Origin of the sequence: Sorangium sp. So ce204, from assembly GCF_051526795.1 — a bacterium.
In the GTDB taxonomy this organism is placed as follows: domain Bacteria; phylum Myxococcota_A; class Polyangia; order Polyangiales; family Polyangiaceae; genus Sorangium; species Sorangium cellulosum_B.
Genome location: NZ_CP150317.1, coordinates 10,130,960 through 10,145,953, shown reverse-complemented (window position 1 = coordinate 10,145,953; position 14,994 = coordinate 10,130,960). Strand labels below are relative to the sequence as shown.

Annotated in this window: 14 protein-coding genes; 7 read left to right on the top strand and 7 right to left on the bottom strand. The window is 72.8% G+C overall.

The genetic code is table 11. From position 1 onward, the window contains the following. Nucleotides 1-13: 13 nt before the first annotated feature. The 4 genes from WMF22_RS38100 to WMF22_RS38085 form a co-directional block, all read right to left on the bottom strand. The gene (locus WMF22_RS38100) at nt 14-955 is read right to left on the bottom strand and encodes a hypothetical protein (protein ID WP_438032940.1); all 942 of its coding nucleotides are present in this window, start codon (nt 953-955) and stop codon (nt 14-16) included. Between the two features lie 119 nt (nt 956-1,074). Next, entirely contained in the window at nt 1,075-1,560 is a 486-nt protein-coding gene (locus tag WMF22_RS38095) for a hypothetical protein (RefSeq protein WP_438032939.1), read from the bottom strand. Between the two features lie 10 nt (nt 1,561-1,570). Further along, complete coding sequence (locus WMF22_RS38090; RefSeq protein ID WP_438032938.1) at nt 1,571-2,323, bottom strand: hypothetical protein; 753 nt, start codon at nt 2,321-2,323, stop codon at nt 1,571-1,573. After that, complete coding sequence (locus tag WMF22_RS38085) at nt 2,320-4,950, bottom strand: TonB family protein (protein WP_438032937.1); 2,631 nt, start codon at nt 4,948-4,950, stop codon at nt 2,320-2,322. The genes WMF22_RS38090 and WMF22_RS38085 overlap by 4 nt, the downstream gene beginning before the upstream one ends. A gap of 208 nt (nt 4,951-5,158) precedes the next feature. On the opposite strand from WMF22_RS38085, the gene WMF22_RS38080 reads away from it, so the two are divergent. The 7 genes from WMF22_RS38080 to WMF22_RS38050 all read left to right on the top strand — a co-directional run bounded on the left by WMF22_RS38080 (nt 5,159) and on the right by WMF22_RS38050 (nt 11,045). After that, nucleotides 5,159-5,575, top strand: coding sequence for a hypothetical protein (locus tag WMF22_RS38080; protein ID WP_044966617.1), 417 nt, complete (start codon nt 5,159-5,161; stop codon nt 5,573-5,575). A 92-nt stretch (nt 5,576-5,667) separates the two neighbouring features. Beyond that, complete coding sequence (locus WMF22_RS38075; RefSeq protein WP_437294853.1) at nt 5,668-6,477, top strand: ParA family protein; 810 nt, start codon at nt 5,668-5,670, stop codon at nt 6,475-6,477. Then, nucleotides 6,452-7,297, top strand: a complete 846-nt coding sequence (locus tag WMF22_RS38070; RefSeq protein ID WP_438032936.1) for a hypothetical protein — start codon at nt 6,452-6,454, stop codon at nt 7,295-7,297. Before WMF22_RS38075 ends, WMF22_RS38070 begins: the two co-directional genes overlap by 26 nt. Next, nucleotides 7,294-8,211, top strand: coding sequence for a hypothetical protein (locus tag WMF22_RS38065; RefSeq protein ID WP_438032935.1), 918 nt, complete (start codon nt 7,294-7,296; stop codon nt 8,209-8,211). Before WMF22_RS38070 ends, WMF22_RS38065 begins: the two co-directional genes overlap by 4 nt. Further along, entirely contained in the window at nt 8,208-9,515 is a 1,308-nt protein-coding gene (locus tag WMF22_RS38060; RefSeq protein ID WP_438032934.1) for a hypothetical protein, read from the top strand. The genes WMF22_RS38065 and WMF22_RS38060 overlap by 4 nt, the downstream gene beginning before the upstream one ends. Nucleotides 9,516-9,624: 109 nt before the next feature. Beyond that, nucleotides 9,625-10,215 carry a Uma2 family endonuclease gene (locus WMF22_RS38055; RefSeq protein WP_437294849.1) on the top strand — a complete coding sequence of 197 codons (591 nt, stop codon included), beginning with the start codon at nt 9,625-9,627 and terminating at the stop codon, nt 10,213-10,215. A 224-nt stretch (nt 10,216-10,439) separates the two neighbouring features. Next, on the top strand, nt 10,440-11,045 hold the full coding sequence (locus WMF22_RS38050) for an HAD family hydrolase (protein WP_438032933.1): 606 nt from the start codon (nt 10,440-10,442) through the stop codon (nt 11,043-11,045). Between the two features lie 57 nt (nt 11,046-11,102). Here WMF22_RS38050 and WMF22_RS38045 read toward each other — a convergent pair whose 3' ends face one another. From WMF22_RS38045 to WMF22_RS38035, 3 genes are all read right to left on the bottom strand, one after another. Further along, entirely contained in the window at nt 11,103-12,500 is a 1,398-nt protein-coding gene (locus WMF22_RS38045) for an MFS transporter (protein WP_438032932.1), read from the bottom strand. 377 nt (nt 12,501-12,877) lie between these two features. Next, nucleotides 12,878-14,683 carry a fatty acyl-AMP ligase gene (locus WMF22_RS38040; RefSeq protein ID WP_438032931.1) on the bottom strand — a complete coding sequence of 602 codons (1,806 nt, stop codon included), beginning with the start codon at nt 14,681-14,683 and terminating at the stop codon, nt 12,878-12,880. Continuing rightward, nucleotides 14,680-14,946: an acyl carrier protein gene (locus tag WMF22_RS38035; RefSeq protein ID WP_012239660.1), complete on the bottom strand. Its 267-nt coding sequence runs from the start codon at nt 14,944-14,946 to the stop codon at nt 14,680-14,682. The genes WMF22_RS38040 and WMF22_RS38035 overlap by 4 nt, the downstream gene beginning before the upstream one ends. Nucleotides 14,947-14,994: the final 48 nt, after the last annotated feature.

Genomic DNA, 14,994 nt, shown 5'->3' with positions numbered 1-14,994 from the left:
CGCCTTCACCCGATCACGGCAGCACCACGCGCCTCGGGCACTCGCCGTCGCCCTGGAAGTCGCCGAGCGTGCGCGCCTGCGCGACCACGTAGTCGTACGCCGTCTCGATCGGGCCGCCGGGCGCGCCGGCGAGGTTGTACTCGTCGCCGAACACGTCGGCGGCGTTCACCCGCTTGAGCTCGTCGATCGTCGTCTCGCCGTCGGCGTCGAGATCGCTGTCCGCGATGTACTGCGCGTAACGCTTGGTCAGCTCCACGCCCGCGGTGATGTTGTCGAAGAACCAGTGGTCGCCGTGAATGGTCGGCTTCACCGCGACCGTGCCGCTGGTCGGCACGCTGAACCCGTTGAGCCCGTCCTCGGTCGCGCAATCGTCGAACGACGTCCCGGCCGAGAGGCCCCAGCTGAAGCGCACCCGATCCGCGGGGACGCACGCGCCGCCGGGCGGCGGGCACGACTCGCCGCCCTCCTTCTCGATGAAGCCCTCGAAGAACAGCGAGTAGCCGCCCTCGACCATGAGATCGACGTCGGCCGCCGTGGTGGGCGGCAGCGTCTTCACCCCCGCCTTCGCGTTCGGGAGGTCGAACCCGAAGCGGTCCCAGCGCACCGCGCTCACGCCCTGGAACTCCGCGATCACGTACCTCGTCGCCGGGGCGTTCTTGAGGTCGAGCACGAACACCGATTCATCAGCCAGCGTCTCCTTGGCATTGGAGCGCGCCGCGCGCACGTTGCCGATCGTCACGAGGAACCGCTCGTACGTGACCTTCCAGCCGTCCGCGATGTTCTCCTCCCCCGTGCCCGGCTCGAGGCCCTCGGGGATTGTGTCCTCCGGCTCCACGAAGATCTGCACGGCGCCGGTCTCGGACGTCGCGCCGCTGTCATCGCCGCACCCGGCAACGAGCCCGAGCGCGAGCGCGCACGCCGTCACCATGAACCCTGTCACGTTCAGTCTCTGCATGATCAAGCTCCTGAGTCGTCTCGAAGTCCCGACGAGCGCGCACGGGCGCGCCCGGCGAGCGCAGGCCCGCGCTCCTCGCGCGCCCAGCGCCCGCATCACCCTCTGGCCTCGTGAGATGCTCAGACCGCCGGCGGGGAGCTCTTCGGCGCCAGGATCAGCAAGGGGATGGGCCGGACCTCGGGCGAGGGCCGGATCGAGGCGAGGCGGACGACCTCGAGCAGCGTGGCGTCCGCCACGCGGTGCACGGGCGCGCCGAGCTGGCCGCGCAGCGCGAACGCGTCGCAGTGCTCGTCGCCCTCGTGGCGCGGCGCGAGCGCGTCGCACAGGTCGTCTCCCCCGCCGGGCCGCGCCCCGGGCGCGCCGGGCTGGTCGCCGGGAGGACGGCGCTCGGCGTGCAGCGCCGACGCGGCGACGGCGACCGTCGCGGCGTGGACGAGCTCGCCGTGCTCGCAGCGGGCGTGCCGGACGAGCAACGCGTGCGTCAGGCCGCACAGCTGCGCCGCGAGCGCGAGCGCCACGAGCCAGCGCGCTCGCCACCGGCAGGCGGGGCTCCGGCCAGGCCGCCGCCGCGCTGCGGCCATCGCGCGGGCCGGACGGGGGCTCACCGAGACCGCCTCATGGCGGCGCCGACCAGAGGAACTGCGGCCGGTGCACCGCGATCATGTCGTAGCGCAGCCGCTGGTGCGCGGGCGACCCCGGCGCGATGGCCACGCTGGTCGCGCCTCCCTCGGCCAGGGCGTCGAAATCGACGCTCGCGAGCCACTCGTCCACGACGTCGAAGCGGACCGCGAGGCGGACCGGCGCCGCGCCGACGTTCGCGGCGACCGCGAGGCTCGGGACCGCGAGCAGCCCCTGGCGCTGCGGCACGACGTCGACGTCGGCCTCGAAGTCGAGCGCCTCCGCGCCCCGCGTCGCGCGCCCGCGCAGGTGGACGGAGCTGACGCCGGGAGCCTCCGGCGCCGGCGCGGGCGACGACTCCGTCGAGAACCAGTGGATGCCGTAGTTGAACGACACGCTCCGGATCTCGCCCTCGAAGCCGTGCACCTGGCCGAGCGGCTGCGGCGCGGGGTCGAGCAGGTTCACGCGCGTGATCGTGGTCAGCTCGGCGATCGCGGTCTCGCAGAGCGTCGACGCGCCGGAGTCCGCGGCGCAGAAGTAGGCGGGGCCGAAGGCGACCGTCGCCTCGTCGAGCGCGATCGTCCACGCGCCCGCGGCGATCTCCCCGGGGACGTCGGCCTCGGCGTGCGCGGCGTACGTGACCTCGGGCTGGCCGGTGCCGGCGCAGGCGATCACGGAGGACGCGGTCGACCCGAGGAGGACGGCGGCGAGGAGGCGGCGCGCGGCCGGGGCGAGGTTCGGGGCGTTCATAGCGAGAGCGTCACGTTCGCGAGGAGGGAGCGCGGCGACCCGGCGCTGATGTGCCGGGCCGGCAGCTCCGAGGGGATCGACGGCCGCGACGCGCCCGCGGCGCCCGGCCAAGTCGACTTGAACGAGTACTCGGCGTCGGCGTACTCGGCGTCGAGCAGGTTCTGCGCCTCGACCCCGACCTCGATCCAGGGGCCGCCCTGCGCGGCGTCTCGGCCGACGCGCAGGCTCCGCCGGAGCGAGAGGGACGCGTCCACCACGAAGACCGGCGCGGCGGTCTGCGCGTACGGCAGCGGGCGCGGCGAGAGGAACGTCGCGCCGTAGCCGAGCCGCCCCTCGACGGGCGCGCCGGCGATCGTGAAGAGCGGCCGCTTCAGCGCGAGGTCGGCGCGCACAACGACGGGCGGCACGAACGGGAGCTGCTGCCCCTTCACGTACGGCGGCGACGGGTTCTCGGGCGTTGGCGGGGGCGGCTCGTCCAGCGTGGCGTGGACGAACGTCGCGCTCACGCCCGCCGTGAGCGCGGGGCTCGGCGCGGCCTGCAGGTAGGCGACGAGCCCGCGGCGGGTCGTCCGGCCGATGCGCACGAGCGCGCCCTCCGCCGCGTCGAACGCGAGGTCGTAGGAGAGGCGCGTCTCGTAGGCGGCCGCGGTCACGCTGAGGCCGCCGCCGGGGCGCAGCGTGGCGCCCGCCTCGTAGCTCTTCACGGTCGCGAACGGCGCGTTGTCCCCGTCCTCGAGCAGCCGCGCCTGCGGCGAGCGGTAGCCGTGCCCGTACGAGGCGGAGACGCGCAGCGCGGGCAGCGGGTCGATCTCCAGCGTCACCCGCGGCCCGGCGGCCAGGCCCGCCGCCGTGCGACGGAACCCCTCGATGTGCGTCTCCTTCTGCGCCGCCGGGATGAAGTTGCCGATGCGATCGTCCACGTCGAAGACGAGCAGGTCGGCGCGCAGGCCGCCGCGGAGGCGCGCGTGGCGCGACAGCTCGAGCAGCGCGTCGGCGTGGGCGCCGACCCCGGTCACCTGGATCGACGCGTCGACGCGCTGATCCCACGTCTCGTTCTGCGGCGGCTGGAGGAGGTTCTGCGCCTGATCGACGCCGCTCGTCTGCACCTCGGCGCCGACGGCGATCTGCCCGGTGAGCCAGGGCGCGATCGGGATCCGCGGCGTGCGGTAGGCCAGGCCGCCGCCGATCGCGGCGTCCTGGTTCGACTGCTCGACGAGGTCGCCCCTGCCGACCCACTCGGGCCGCCGGCGCGAGCGCTGCGTGTAGCCGGTGAAGTTCATCCGGCTCCGGTACCCGGACGTCGCCGCCCAGAGCCAGGCGCTCTTCTGCGAGCCGTCGTCGTCCGATCGCTCGACGCCCAGCGCGAGCTGTAGCCGGGTCGACGCGGCCGACTGCGCGCGGGCCGCGAGATCCGGGTAGGCGTCGTGGAAGCCGACGCGCCCCGCCTCGATGTCGTCGCGCCGGAGCACGCCCGCGAGGTTCGCGCGGCCGCCGTGGGCCGCGACGTGCAGCAGCGCCGAGTACTCGTCCGGCAGCGGCACGCGGTACTGGCCGACGGCGCCCCCGGAGATCGCCCCGCGCGTGCCGTCGCCGAAGCCGTCGGTCGCGCGCACCACGGCGGCCCCGAACGTGTCCTCCGACTGCGCCTCGGGCGCCCAGATCGCGAGCAGCCGCCGCGTGCCGAACGAGCCGAGCGCGCCCTTGAGCTGGAGCCCGCGCTCCTCGACGCCGAGGTCGAAATACGCGCTGCCCGCGACCGCGAAGTCGCCCTGCTGCGGGTCGTAGACGCCCTCGACGACGCGGAGCGACCGCACCACCTCCGGGATGATCACGCCGAGGTCCGCGTAGCCCTGGCCGTGCACGTGCGAGCGCTGGTTCAGCGGGATCGGCCCGACCCGGAGCTCGACGTCCTGGCCGTGCTCCGCGTCGAAGCCGCGGAGGAAGATGCGCTGCGCGACCGCCTCGCCCTCGGGGTGCGCGACGTGGACGCCGGGCGCCGTGCGGAGCAGATCCGCGGCGGTGGTGTGCGGCGCGGCGGCGAGCGCCGCGCGGCCGATCCGGAAGTCGCTCGCGGCGCGGCGCGGCGGGTTCGGGCGGCCCTGCACGTGGATCTCGATCGGCTTGCCGGGCTCGGCCACCGCGTGCGGGCCCGCGACGCCCCCGGCGAACTCCACCGGCTTCGGCGCCGCCGGCCGGGGCGGCGGGGGCGCCGCCGGGTGATCCGCCGCCTCCGGCGCCTCGGCCGGCGCCGGCGCGGGCTCCTGCTCGTGGGGGCCGGGCGCGAAGTGGAACGGCACCCGGATCCGCGCCCGCAGCGGCGCGCCGCCGCGCATCGCCGGCGAGAAACGCCACCGCCGCACGGCCTTCATGGCCGCGTCATCGAACGCCGCGCCCCCGGACTCGGCCACGACCGCGTCGCTGACCGTGCCGTCCTTCTCGACCGTGACGAACAGCGTGACCGTCGTGTCGATGCCCTCCGCGAGCCGCTCGGGCGGGTACTCCGGATCCACGTGCTCGAGGATCTGCGGCGCCACGGGCGCTTCGGGCCGCGCCTCAGGCTGCCCGAGCGCCGGAGGCGCGGCGAGGGCGGCCGCCGAGAGGCAACAGAGGAAGGACAGCCAGCGCATGAGCAACCGAGCTGAACGCGACTACCACGCCGCACAGCGGCGCCGCAAGCGCCGCACCGCCGCGCAGCGCGCGCAAACGACGGTGACGGAAGCGCGCGACGTCGCGCGACGTCCGCGCGCCTCCTTGGCTCCTCGGGTCCTCGGCGACACGTCACGGCGGTGCAGCGGCGGTCTCGCCGCGGGGCGCGGGGCCGTGTATCGTCTCGTCATGCCGAATGAGACGCTCGTCCAGGCGGTCAAGACCATCGTCGCCCTCGCGCGCGGTGGCGACCTCGACGCGGCCTACAAGGGATACCGCGACCTCTTCCAGAAGCCGGAGTTCCTCAAGCAGCGCCCCGAGGATCAGCGCCAGGTGCTGCGGCTCATGATCCTCGCCAAGGGCGTCCCGTCGACGCCGACCGAGGCGATGATCGACGCCCACCGCGCCGCGGTCCCCGCGCTGACCGAGCTCGTGTCGATCCACGGCGATCCCGGCGACCACGAGCTGCTCGGGCTCTGCCACGTCGTGCTCGGCAACGTCGAGAGCGCCGACAAGATCTTCCGCGCCGGCCTCAAGATCGAGCGCGAGCGCAACCCCCAGAGCGATCTGTGCGGCACGCTGATGAAGCGGATCTCGCTGCTCTAGTTCGCGCTCGTCAGGGACGGGACTAGTTCTCAGCAGCACCCGTCCTGGTAGGATGGCCCCGGGCGCCATGACAGCGCGCCGTCAGGGAGTCCATGCACGTCATCGCGGTCGCGAGCCAGAAGGGCGGCGTCGGAAAGACCACGATTTCCCTCAACCTCGGGCTCGCCCTCGGGCGCGCGGGCAACCGCGCGTTGATCCTGGAGCTCGACGCGCAGGGGAGCCTCGGGCTGTCGCTGGGCCTCGCCGACCGCGCGCGGCCGGGCGTCGCGGAGCTGCTCACGGGCGCCGAGCGGCTCGAGTCGGTGCTGCTCCGGACGCGCGAGCCAGAGCTCCAGGTGCTCACCGTCGGCCGGGTCGATCCCACGACCGTCGCGGGCTTCGAGGACGCGCTCGCCCGCGGGCCCGTGCTCCCGAGCGTGCTCGCGCGGCTCTCGCCGGACTTCGACATCGTGGTCGTCGATTGCCCCGCGGGGCTCGGCAAGGTCACGACGCGGGCGCTCGAGGTGGCGACGCACGCGCTCCTGCCGCTCCAGGCCGAGCCGCTCGCGCTCCGATCGGTCGGCCAGCTGCTCGCGGTGATCGACCGCGTCCGCGCCGAGAAGAACCCGCACCTGTCGCTGCTCGGCATGGTGCTGTCGATGTTCGACCGGCAGGCGTCCGCGTCGCTCGACGTCGCCGAGACGCTCTGGACGAAGTTCCCCGACGGGATCATCCTCGACACGGTCATCCCGCGCGACGAGGCGTTCCTCGAGGCGTCTCTCCGCGGGGCGCCGCTCCTGCTCATGCAGAAGCGCCCTCCGCCGCTCGCGCGCGTCTTCGATCAGCTCGCGAACGACGTGCTGGTTCGCCTGGACCCCACCTCGCCGGACGATGACGATGGCCCGATCTCGCTCCTCCTTTGATGTCGACGGCGCCGTCGTCACCGCGGCGGCGCTGGTCAAGCGGTCGAGGTCGCGGAGGCCGCGGGCGGCGTCGGTCGCGCCCGCGGCCGAGCCGCTCGTGTCGTTCGAGTCCCGGCCGCCGTCCTCGCGGGCGGAGCCGGAGCCGATGTCCTCGTCGCCGCTCTCGCCGTCGTTCGAGGAGCTCGCGCCCTCGAGCGACCTCCTGCCCCTGTCGAGCCCCCTCTCGAGCGCGGGCGCGGGCGGCGAGCTCGGGCTCCGGGGCGCGCTGCCCTCGTCGGCCGACGACGTCGACTCGCGGCGCGGCGGGCCGCTCGACCTGCGGCCCCTGGGCTCGCCGCCCTCGTTCGCGGCGGCGCGCGAGCCCCTCGAGGAGCGGCTCGACGGCGCCATCGAGGCGCTCTCGTCGGGCCGCGCGCCGCGCTTCCCGGACCTCGCCGCCGCGGGCGGGCCGGTCGCGCGCTGCGAGCGGGTGATCGAGTGGATCGCCGAGGCGACGGGCGCCACGGACGTGTTCCTCGCGGACGCGGCCGGGCTCCCGTTCGCCGGCGCGATCCGCGACACGGAGGCGAGGCTCGCCGCCTCGGGCCTCATCGCGTCGGCGATCGGCTCGCTCGTCGCGGCGCTGCCCGGCGCCCCGTCGCAGCGCTTCGAGCTCTGCGTCGGCGACGGGCCGTTCTTCCAGCTCATCGGGTTCCAGGTGCGCTCCGCCGCGTACATCGTCGGCCTGATGCGCCCGGGCCCGCTCACGCCGCGCGAGGCGCACGCCGTCCGGATCGCGTGCCGGCACGCGATCGACGCCGCTGTCGGGGTCATCGGGTGAGCGCGGAGCACGGCGAGCCCTCGTTCGGTCGTGGCGCCGCGGCCGGCGCGGGCGCGCTGGACGACGACGACCCGCTCGCGCCGATCGCGCTCGACGGCATCGGCTACGGCGTCGGCGGCCTCGACGCCATCGTCGTGTTCCACCTCGGCGACGCGCGCGTCCACGCCGTGTTCGTCCGCGAGGGCGCGGCCCTCTCCCCGAGCGACGTGGCCGCGGGGCTGCGCGACGCGTACCTCGGGAGCCAGCTCGCCGCGCAGCGGCTCGTCCCGGAGCGCGAGGGCTCGATCCGCCCCGCCCGCAGCCGCGGCGCGCGGTCGTCGAGCAAGCCGCCGCGCTCGCAGGGCCGCGCGGAGGAGCTCCCGGACCCCGTGGTCACGCTGGAGCTGAGCGGCCGGACCGTCCTCCTGCGCCGCGTCCGCGCGTGCGTCGTCGCGAGCCTGTTCGACGGCACGATGCCGCTCGGCATGGCGCGGCTCGTGGCGCAGCAGCTCGCCGCGACGCTCGCGCCCGAGCTGCCGCTCGAGGAGCCGCCCGAGGAGATGCTGAGCGACCCGTCGGGGCTCTTCGAGGAGCCGCTCAGCGCGGACACGGTGGACGATCTCGTGCGGGGCGTCGCGCGCTCGGCGCCGCCGAGGGGCTCGTCCAGCATCCCGTCGCGCCGGACGGGCGGGACGCCGCCGCCCGTCGATCCGCCGTCGGCCGAGGCCGCGCGGATCCAGCGGCTGCTCGCGCTGCTCGAGGCGCGCGCGCCGGAGCCTCACGTGGCGCGGCTCCGGCTCGCCCTGCGCGCCGGGCTGACGCCGCTCGCGCTCGAGCACCCCGACGGGCTCGGCGCGGAGGCGATGGTGCTCGTCGAGACGGCGGTCGCGGACATCCTCGGCCTGGAGCGCGCCGCGCTGCGGAGGCTCTTGTGACGGCGCTCCGGCACGGCCTGCGGGGCCGCATCGACGGCCCGCTCGGCGATCTGGTCGGCCCGATCGTCCCGCACGGGCTGCTCCACGTGGCCGATCAGCTGGTTGTCGCGCACTCCCACCACTTCGCGCTCTTCCTGGAGCAGACGATCTTCGACGCGCTCGGCGGGGAGAGCCGCGGCGTGCGCCGGCAGGCGGCGTTCGAGGCGGCGCACGCGCTGCTCGGGCCGCTGTACGAGGACCGCCACGGAGCGTCGCCGCGGGAGAAGCTCGAGCTCGCGGGCGAGCTGTTCGCCGCGATGGGGCACGGGCGTCTGCGGTTCGAGGTGAGCGCGGAGGGCGGCGCGGTGCACGCGGCCTCGCTCTTCCACGGGACGAGCTTCCTCGCGAAGTACGGCGGTCGGATCCAGAACCGGCTGGCGGTGGACGCGTTCGCCTCGGGCTACTGCGCGGCCGCGGCGAGCCTCGCGTTCCCGTCCGACTGGGGGCGGCTCGACGCCGACGAGGTGACGTGCGTCGCGCGGGGCGACGCGACCTGCACCTTCCTGCTGACGCGGCGGTCGGAGCGGCCGCGCTTCGGCGAGGCGCTGACGCGCAAGCAGATCGAGGCGGCGCGGGTGCGCTGGGAGACGGACGGCGGGCCGCTCTCGCGGGCGCAGCGCGTCGAGGGCGCGACGCTCGAGGAGCTCGGGGCGCTGCGGTCCGACGAGCGCGGGCTCATCTCGGCGTACGGGGTGAACCTGGCGCTCTTGCCGGTGGGGTACATCGATCAGAAGACCTTCGACACGGTGCACCTCATCGAGCGGCGGACTCCCGAGCTGGTCCCTGTGTTCGAGGCGCTCGTGCGGGAGGCGGCGCAGACGGGCGCGTTCCACCTGCTCGGGGGGATGCTCTCGTCCTCGTCGTTCGAGGCGGCGTGCGGCCCGGTGGGCAGGGATCAGCACGAGCGCCTGGAGCAGCTGCTAGGGCTCACCCGCGCGCTCGGCTGGGGGGCGCTCTCCGCGCCGGAGTTCCAGCCGGGCCGGGCGCTCGTGCTGCGGGCGCCGATCACGCACGAGAGCGCGTATTACGCCATGAAGCACGGGTCCACGGCGCGGGGGCGGCTCCTGTTTCAACAGGGGACGGCGCTGGCCATCATGCAGCTCCTGCACCGCGTCGATTTCGGGACGGTGCGGCCGATCGACGCCGAGACGTACGGTGGGCTGTTCAAGATGGGGACGCGGTTTCGCGTGCAAGAGACGAAGTCGCCACTCAGGGGGGATGGCGCGTGCGAGGTGCGGGTGGAGGCGGTCGAGGACAGGTGGTGAAGGCGGCCGCTCCCTCCGCTGTCGCTGGCGCATCGACGTCCGAGCCGGCGGGAAGGGCGGCTCGCGCGCCGCGTGACAGCGCGTTAGATTACGAGGAAGGAGGTCGACCATGGCCGAGCCCGCGCGAAAGCTGACGTTCACGTTCGCCGAGTACCTCGCCCGCGAGCAGGCGAGCGAGGCGAAGCACGAACATGTGAACGGCGAGATCTTCGCGATGGCCGGGGGCACGCCGGAGCATGGGCTCATGGCGGTCAACGTGGCCAGCGTGCTCCGCAGCCAGCTGCTCGAGCGACGCTGCCGTGTGTACAACTCCGATGTACGGGTGCGTATCCCGGCGACGGGGCTCGCGACGTACCCGGACGTCAGCGTGGTGTGCGGGGGGCTGGAGCGCGATCCTCAGGACGAGAACAGCATTCTGAACCCAGTCGTGCTTGTGGAAGTGTTATCGCCGAACACCGAGGCCTACGACCGTGGCGATAAGTTCGCTCATTACCAGGCCGTCCCCTCGCTGCGCGAGTACGTGCTCGTCTCGTACCAGAGGAGGCGCGTCGAGGTGTTGCGCCGCAATGACGATGGCACCTGGACGCTCCATGACGTGCGGGAGAGCGGCGTCGCGGAGCTGTCGTCGATCGGGTGCCGTCTTCCGCTCGACGAGGTGTATCGGGGCGTCTTCGAGGAATCAGCGGGAGAGGCGGGGTGAGCGGGAGCCCGGCGACTCGCCCGGCGAGGCTCGTTTTCGGCTGGCTCGGCGCCGAGCTCACGGCAATGCGAATACGATAGAGATGATTGCCGCTCTTGATCACGCAAAGCCCGAGACGGTCTTCGCCCGCGGGCAAAGCGAAGCATGAGGTTTTGAGCCGCGAGCTCTCCGGGATGGCCGGTGCACCGGCGGCAGGCCTGCCGATGTGCTACGAGGTGCGGCCCATGCCAGGACTCGTATTCCCCTCAGGCTCGTTTGTCGCCTACCTCTTTGATTGCGACGGGACGATCGCGGACTCCATGCCGCTCCATTACCAGGCGTGGCTCGAGGCGCTCGCCCCGCATGGGTGCGAGTTCTCCGGCGAAGATTTCTACGGCTGGGCGGGGATGCCGACCGACCGGATCGTCGAGCGCCTGAACGCGAAGTACGGGCTGCGGATGCCGGTCGCCGAGGTCTTCGCGGCGAAGGAGGCGGCGTACCACCGCCTGATACCGACCGTGCGAGGCGTGCCTGAGGTCGTCGCCGCGCTGCGCGACGCTCCTCCGGGCGTGAAGCGCGCCGTCGTCTCGGGGAGCCCGCGGGCGTCGGTGGAACGGACGCTCGAGTTCCTGGGCCTCCGCGGGTACATCGACGTTGTCGTCGCGGCGGAGGATTACGCGCGGCCCAAGCCGGCGCCCGACCCGTTCCTCGAGGCGGCGAGGCGCCTGGGCGTCGAGCCCGCGCGGTGCCTTGTCTTCGAGGACGCCGCGCTGGGGATCCAGTCCGCGCAGGCGGCGGGCATGCCGTGGGTCTTCGTCGATCCCCGGGCGCTCGCCGCCGAGCGCGGGTGAGCGGGGCGGAGCGGGCCGGCGGGCGATACCTCGCCTGGCTCGCGTGGAGGCCGCGCGTCAGTGCGCCGCCGCGCGCCGCTCGGGCCGCGCGTTCCACAGCCGCGTGGCCAGCGCGAAGCCGACGAGCGCGACCGGGAGCATGGCCGCGGGCCATGGCATCCAGTTCCCCGGGGTCTTCGCCGCGTCGCCCGAGGGCAGGATGCTCGCGTAAAGGAACGATTGCGCCGCGGTGCCCAGGTAGACGAAGCCGTCGATGATGCCGGTCGCGACGCCGGCGTTCTTCCTCCCGCCGAAATCCATGCTCGCGGTCCCGGACAGCATGCCGTGGACGCCGATCACGCAGAGGGACATGAACACGACGGTCCACCCGGCGATGGGGAAGCTCAGCGTGAAGAGGACGATGACCGCGCCGAGCACGAGGCCTGCATACAGCACCGAGGCCACCGGGCCCCGGCGCGAATCGAAGACATGATCGGAGATGAAGCCGGCGAACACGCCGCCCAGGATGCCGGCGATGCAGAGGAGCACGCCCCAGTGCGCCGACACGAAGCCCTGGAGCCCGGTCTTGTCGGCGAAGATGAGGTACCACTTCATGACGGCGTTGCGGAGGAAGCCGCTGCAGAACTCGATGGCGACGATGAACAAGATGACCCGCTGCGAGAACATGCGCCGCGCGACCGCGATCGCCCCCAGGCGCTCGCCTGTGTCGCCCGAGGACGCGTCGGCTGTGTCGAAGTCCCGGAACCCCGCCTGGCCCGGCGTGTCGCGGATGAGAAAGACGTCGAGCGCCAGAAAAACGAGCAGCAGCAGGGCGGGGACGTGGAACACCCACGGCATCGGCAGGTGTTTGGCGACGAATCGACTCCAGTCGTAGGCGAAGTAGAGCCCGAGCGAGATCAGGATACCGAAGACGCCGCCGAGCATCCCGCGCTCGCGGACGTGGAACCAGGGCGCGTTGACCTTGACGATGGATACGGCGCCGAAGCTCTGGAAGTACATGTTGGCGGAGAAGAGCACCGTCATCGCGGTGATGGCGGCGCCGTGGTCGAGCCGTCCTTCCAGGGCGAGGCGGACGGCCACGCCCATCAGGACGTTCATGAGCGCGGATCCGCCCGCGGCGATCAGGATGGTGGCGCGCCCGCCCCACCGGTCGGTGAGCGGCCCGTTCAGCAGGAAGGCGACCCCATAAACGGCCGAGCCCCAGCCGTCGATGTTCCCGAACTCGTGCTTGCTGACGAGGTGCAGCGCGTCGAGCTCCGGCGCGTTGGCGGAGAGGTTGTACCGCCCCATGTAGAGGAAGGCGTACGTGAGCCCGAGCGGAAACCAGTTGAAGAACCGCCGGCGCCGGAACTCCTCCGAGTGCCCGAGATCGATCTTCGGCAGCCGCCGCATGACGACCGCGATGGCCGCGAGCAGGAGCACGATCGGCAGCAGCTGATGGAGCCACGCAGGCATCGACGCCCTTCGACGATAACGGCCCTCCGCACGAGCGGCCATGCCTTCGCGCTTCCCGCGCGCGCCCGCTCGCTCGAACTCCGTCCGTGAGGTCCCAGCGCATGCAGTGACGTGTCGCTGTCCCGAGATCTGCCCGAGCCGCCGTCAGCTGCCGTGGAGCCATCGGCCCGCTGTCCCGCGAGCTGCCGGAGGGGGCAGGGAGCGCGTGCGGCGCGCGTGGGGACGGGCCGTGTCTGAGCATGGCCGGTGAATCGCCCCTCAGGGGCGATTCACCGGCCATGCGAGTTCGGCGGGGCCCCGCGCGCGCCGCACGCGCTCCCTGCCCCCTCCGGCAGCCCCTGCAGTCTCCAGGGGCCTCTCCCGAGGCCCCTCCAGGATCACCCCCCCCGCCCGCGGAAGATCGCGTGGCGGAAGAAGTTGATCTGGCTCTTGGCGAACTCCTTCGCCGCGTCCAGCCGGTCCCCTTCGCGCGACGAGCTGCGGATCAAGAGCTCCCCGTTCTCGTAGAGCTCCCGCGTCTTGCTCCGCTGGAGCTTCCCGCTCGAGGTCTTCGGCAGGATGCCCGACCCGACCGCCACCACGTCATCGACGGTGAGCCCCATGGCCTGCTGGACGACGCGGCGCACCTCGCCCTTCAGCGCCTGCTTCTCCTGCTCGTCCGACGCCGGGGTCTCGAAGACGATGACCACGCGCTCGCGGTCGTTGTGCGGCTTCATCGTCCCGAACGCGATCACGTTGCCCTTGCGGACCCCGGAGACGCGGCTCGCCTCCCACTCGAGATCCTGCGGGTAGTAGTTGCGCCCGTTGACGATGATGACCTCCTTCGAGCGCCCGCAGATATAGACCTTGCCCTCCGCGAGGTACCCGAGGTCGCCGGTCCGCAGCCAGCCGCCCGCGAACGCCTCCTTGGTGAGATCCGGGTCGTTGAAATAGCCGGGCATCACGCTCGGGCCCCGCAGCCGGAGCTCCCCGACCTCGCGATCTCCGAGCGGGCGGGCGCTCTCCGCGTCGTCCGACGCGAAGACCGCGATCTCGTGCCCCTCGAACGCCGACCCGCACTGCACGAGCGACGACGCGCCCTCGCTGTCGGCCGGGACGGGCGTCGCCTTGCCCTCCTTCCAGAGCGTCTCGCCGTCCACCGGGTCGGTCTGCAGCCCGGCCCCGAGCGCGCTGAACGACACCGCCAGCGTGCTCTCGGCCATCCCGTACGAGCAGACGAACGCCTTCTCGTCGAAGCCGACCGGCGCGAACTTCTCGGCGAACGCGCGCAGGTTGTCGGCCCGGATCGGCTCGGCGCCGCACCCGGCGACCCGCCACGTCGAGAGATCCAGCCCCGCCATCTCCTGCTCTCGGATCCGCTTCACGCAGAGCGCATAGGCGAAGTTCGGGCCGAACGACACGTTGCCCCGGTGGCGCGTGATCGTCTCCAGCCAGCGCACCGGGCGCTTCAGGAACAGGAGCGGCGGCAGGAACGTGATCGTGTTGACGTAGTAGAGCGGCGCGATCACGAAGCCGATGAGCCCCATGTCGTGGTAGAGCGGCAGCCACGACACGCCCGTGTCGACCGACTCGCGCACCCCCAGGCCGAGATCCACGATCGCCCGGACGTTCGCCGCCAGGTTCGCGTGCGTGAGCACCACGCCCTTCGGGCGCGACGTCGAGCCGCTCGTGAACTGGAGGAAGCACACGTCGTCGAGCTCGACCTTGACGGGCTTGAGCTCCTCGCGGGCGCCCCGGAGGCCCTCCACCGCCACGATCTGCTCGAGCGCCGGCGCCTGCGCCTGGATCGTGCCGAGCATCCGCTTGATCTCGGCGCTCGTGAGCAGCACCTTGGCGCCGCTCTTCGCGACGATGTGCAGCGTGTTCTCGAGGTAGCCGGTCAGCTTGCCGAGGCCGGTCGGCGGGTAGATGGGCACCGGGATGACGCCCGCGCGGATCGCGCCCAGGAAGGCGAAGATGAAATCGGCGTTGTCCGGCAGGATCAACGCGACGCGATCGCCCTTCTGGAGCCCCAGCGCCTGGAGCGCGCCGCCGAAGCGCGCGCTGGCCCGCTCGATGCCCCCGTGCGTGAAGAACGGCTCGTTCTCGCTGGACTCCTCGATGAAGCGATAGCCCGTCTTCGTGCTCGCCGCTGCGTCCTCGATCGCCTGCGCGACCGTCCGCGGTTTCCAAACAGCCGTCATCCCGAGAGCCTTCCTTCGTTCTTGAGCCGGAGCTCGATGGCCTTGACGACGTCGGCGACCGTGTCGACCTCGCGCAACATGTCGTCGGGGATCGAGAGGTCGAACTTATCCTCCATATCCGCGACGATCTCCATCACTCCCAGCGAGTCGAGGCTGAGGTCGGCGACGAGGTGGCTCGACTCCTCGATCTTTACCTCGCCGGCCGTGTGTCCTTCCAGGAGCTGGATGATCTCTGCCCGCAACGTCTCCCGTGTCCACGTCATCCTACGCTCCTACCCCAACTGCGGCGTGGCGAGGAGGGGCTTGCTCGG

Excerpts from the sequence above, each read along its gene's own strand:
- WMF22_RS38100 (WP_438032940.1), bottom strand. The coding sequence starts at position 955 with ATGCAGAGACTGAACGTGACAGGGTTCATGGTGACGGCGTGCGCGCTC.
- WMF22_RS38090 (WP_438032938.1), bottom strand. The coding sequence starts at position 2,323 with ATGAACGCCCCGAACCTCGCCCCGGCCGCGCGCCGCCTCCTCGCCGCC.
- WMF22_RS38085 (WP_438032937.1), bottom strand. The coding sequence starts at position 4,950 with ATGCGCTGGCTGTCCTTCCTCTGTTGCCTCTCGGCGGCCGCCCTCGCC.
- WMF22_RS38080 (WP_044966617.1), top strand. The coding sequence starts at position 5,159 with ATGCCGAATGAGACGCTCGTCCAGGCGGTCAAGACCATCGTCGCCCTC.
- WMF22_RS38075 (WP_437294853.1), top strand. The coding sequence starts at position 5,668 with ATGCACGTCATCGCGGTCGCGAGCCAGAAGGGCGGCGTCGGAAAGACC.
- WMF22_RS38070 (WP_438032936.1), top strand. The coding sequence starts at position 6,452 with ATGGCCCGATCTCGCTCCTCCTTTGATGTCGACGGCGCCGTCGTCACC.
- WMF22_RS38055 (WP_437294849.1), top strand. The coding sequence starts at position 9,625 with ATGGCCGAGCCCGCGCGAAAGCTGACGTTCACGTTCGCCGAGTACCTC.
- WMF22_RS38050 (WP_438032933.1), top strand. The coding sequence starts at position 10,440 with ATGCCAGGACTCGTATTCCCCTCAGGCTCGTTTGTCGCCTACCTCTTT.
- WMF22_RS38045 (WP_438032932.1), bottom strand. The coding sequence starts at position 12,500 with ATGCCTGCGTGGCTCCATCAGCTGCTGCCGATCGTGCTCCTGCTCGCG.
- WMF22_RS38040 (WP_438032931.1), bottom strand. The coding sequence starts at position 14,683 with ATGACGGCTGTTTGGAAACCGCGGACGGTCGCGCAGGCGATCGAGGAC.
- WMF22_RS38035 (WP_012239660.1), bottom strand. The coding sequence starts at position 14,946 with ATGACGTGGACACGGGAGACGTTGCGGGCAGAGATCATCCAGCTCCTG.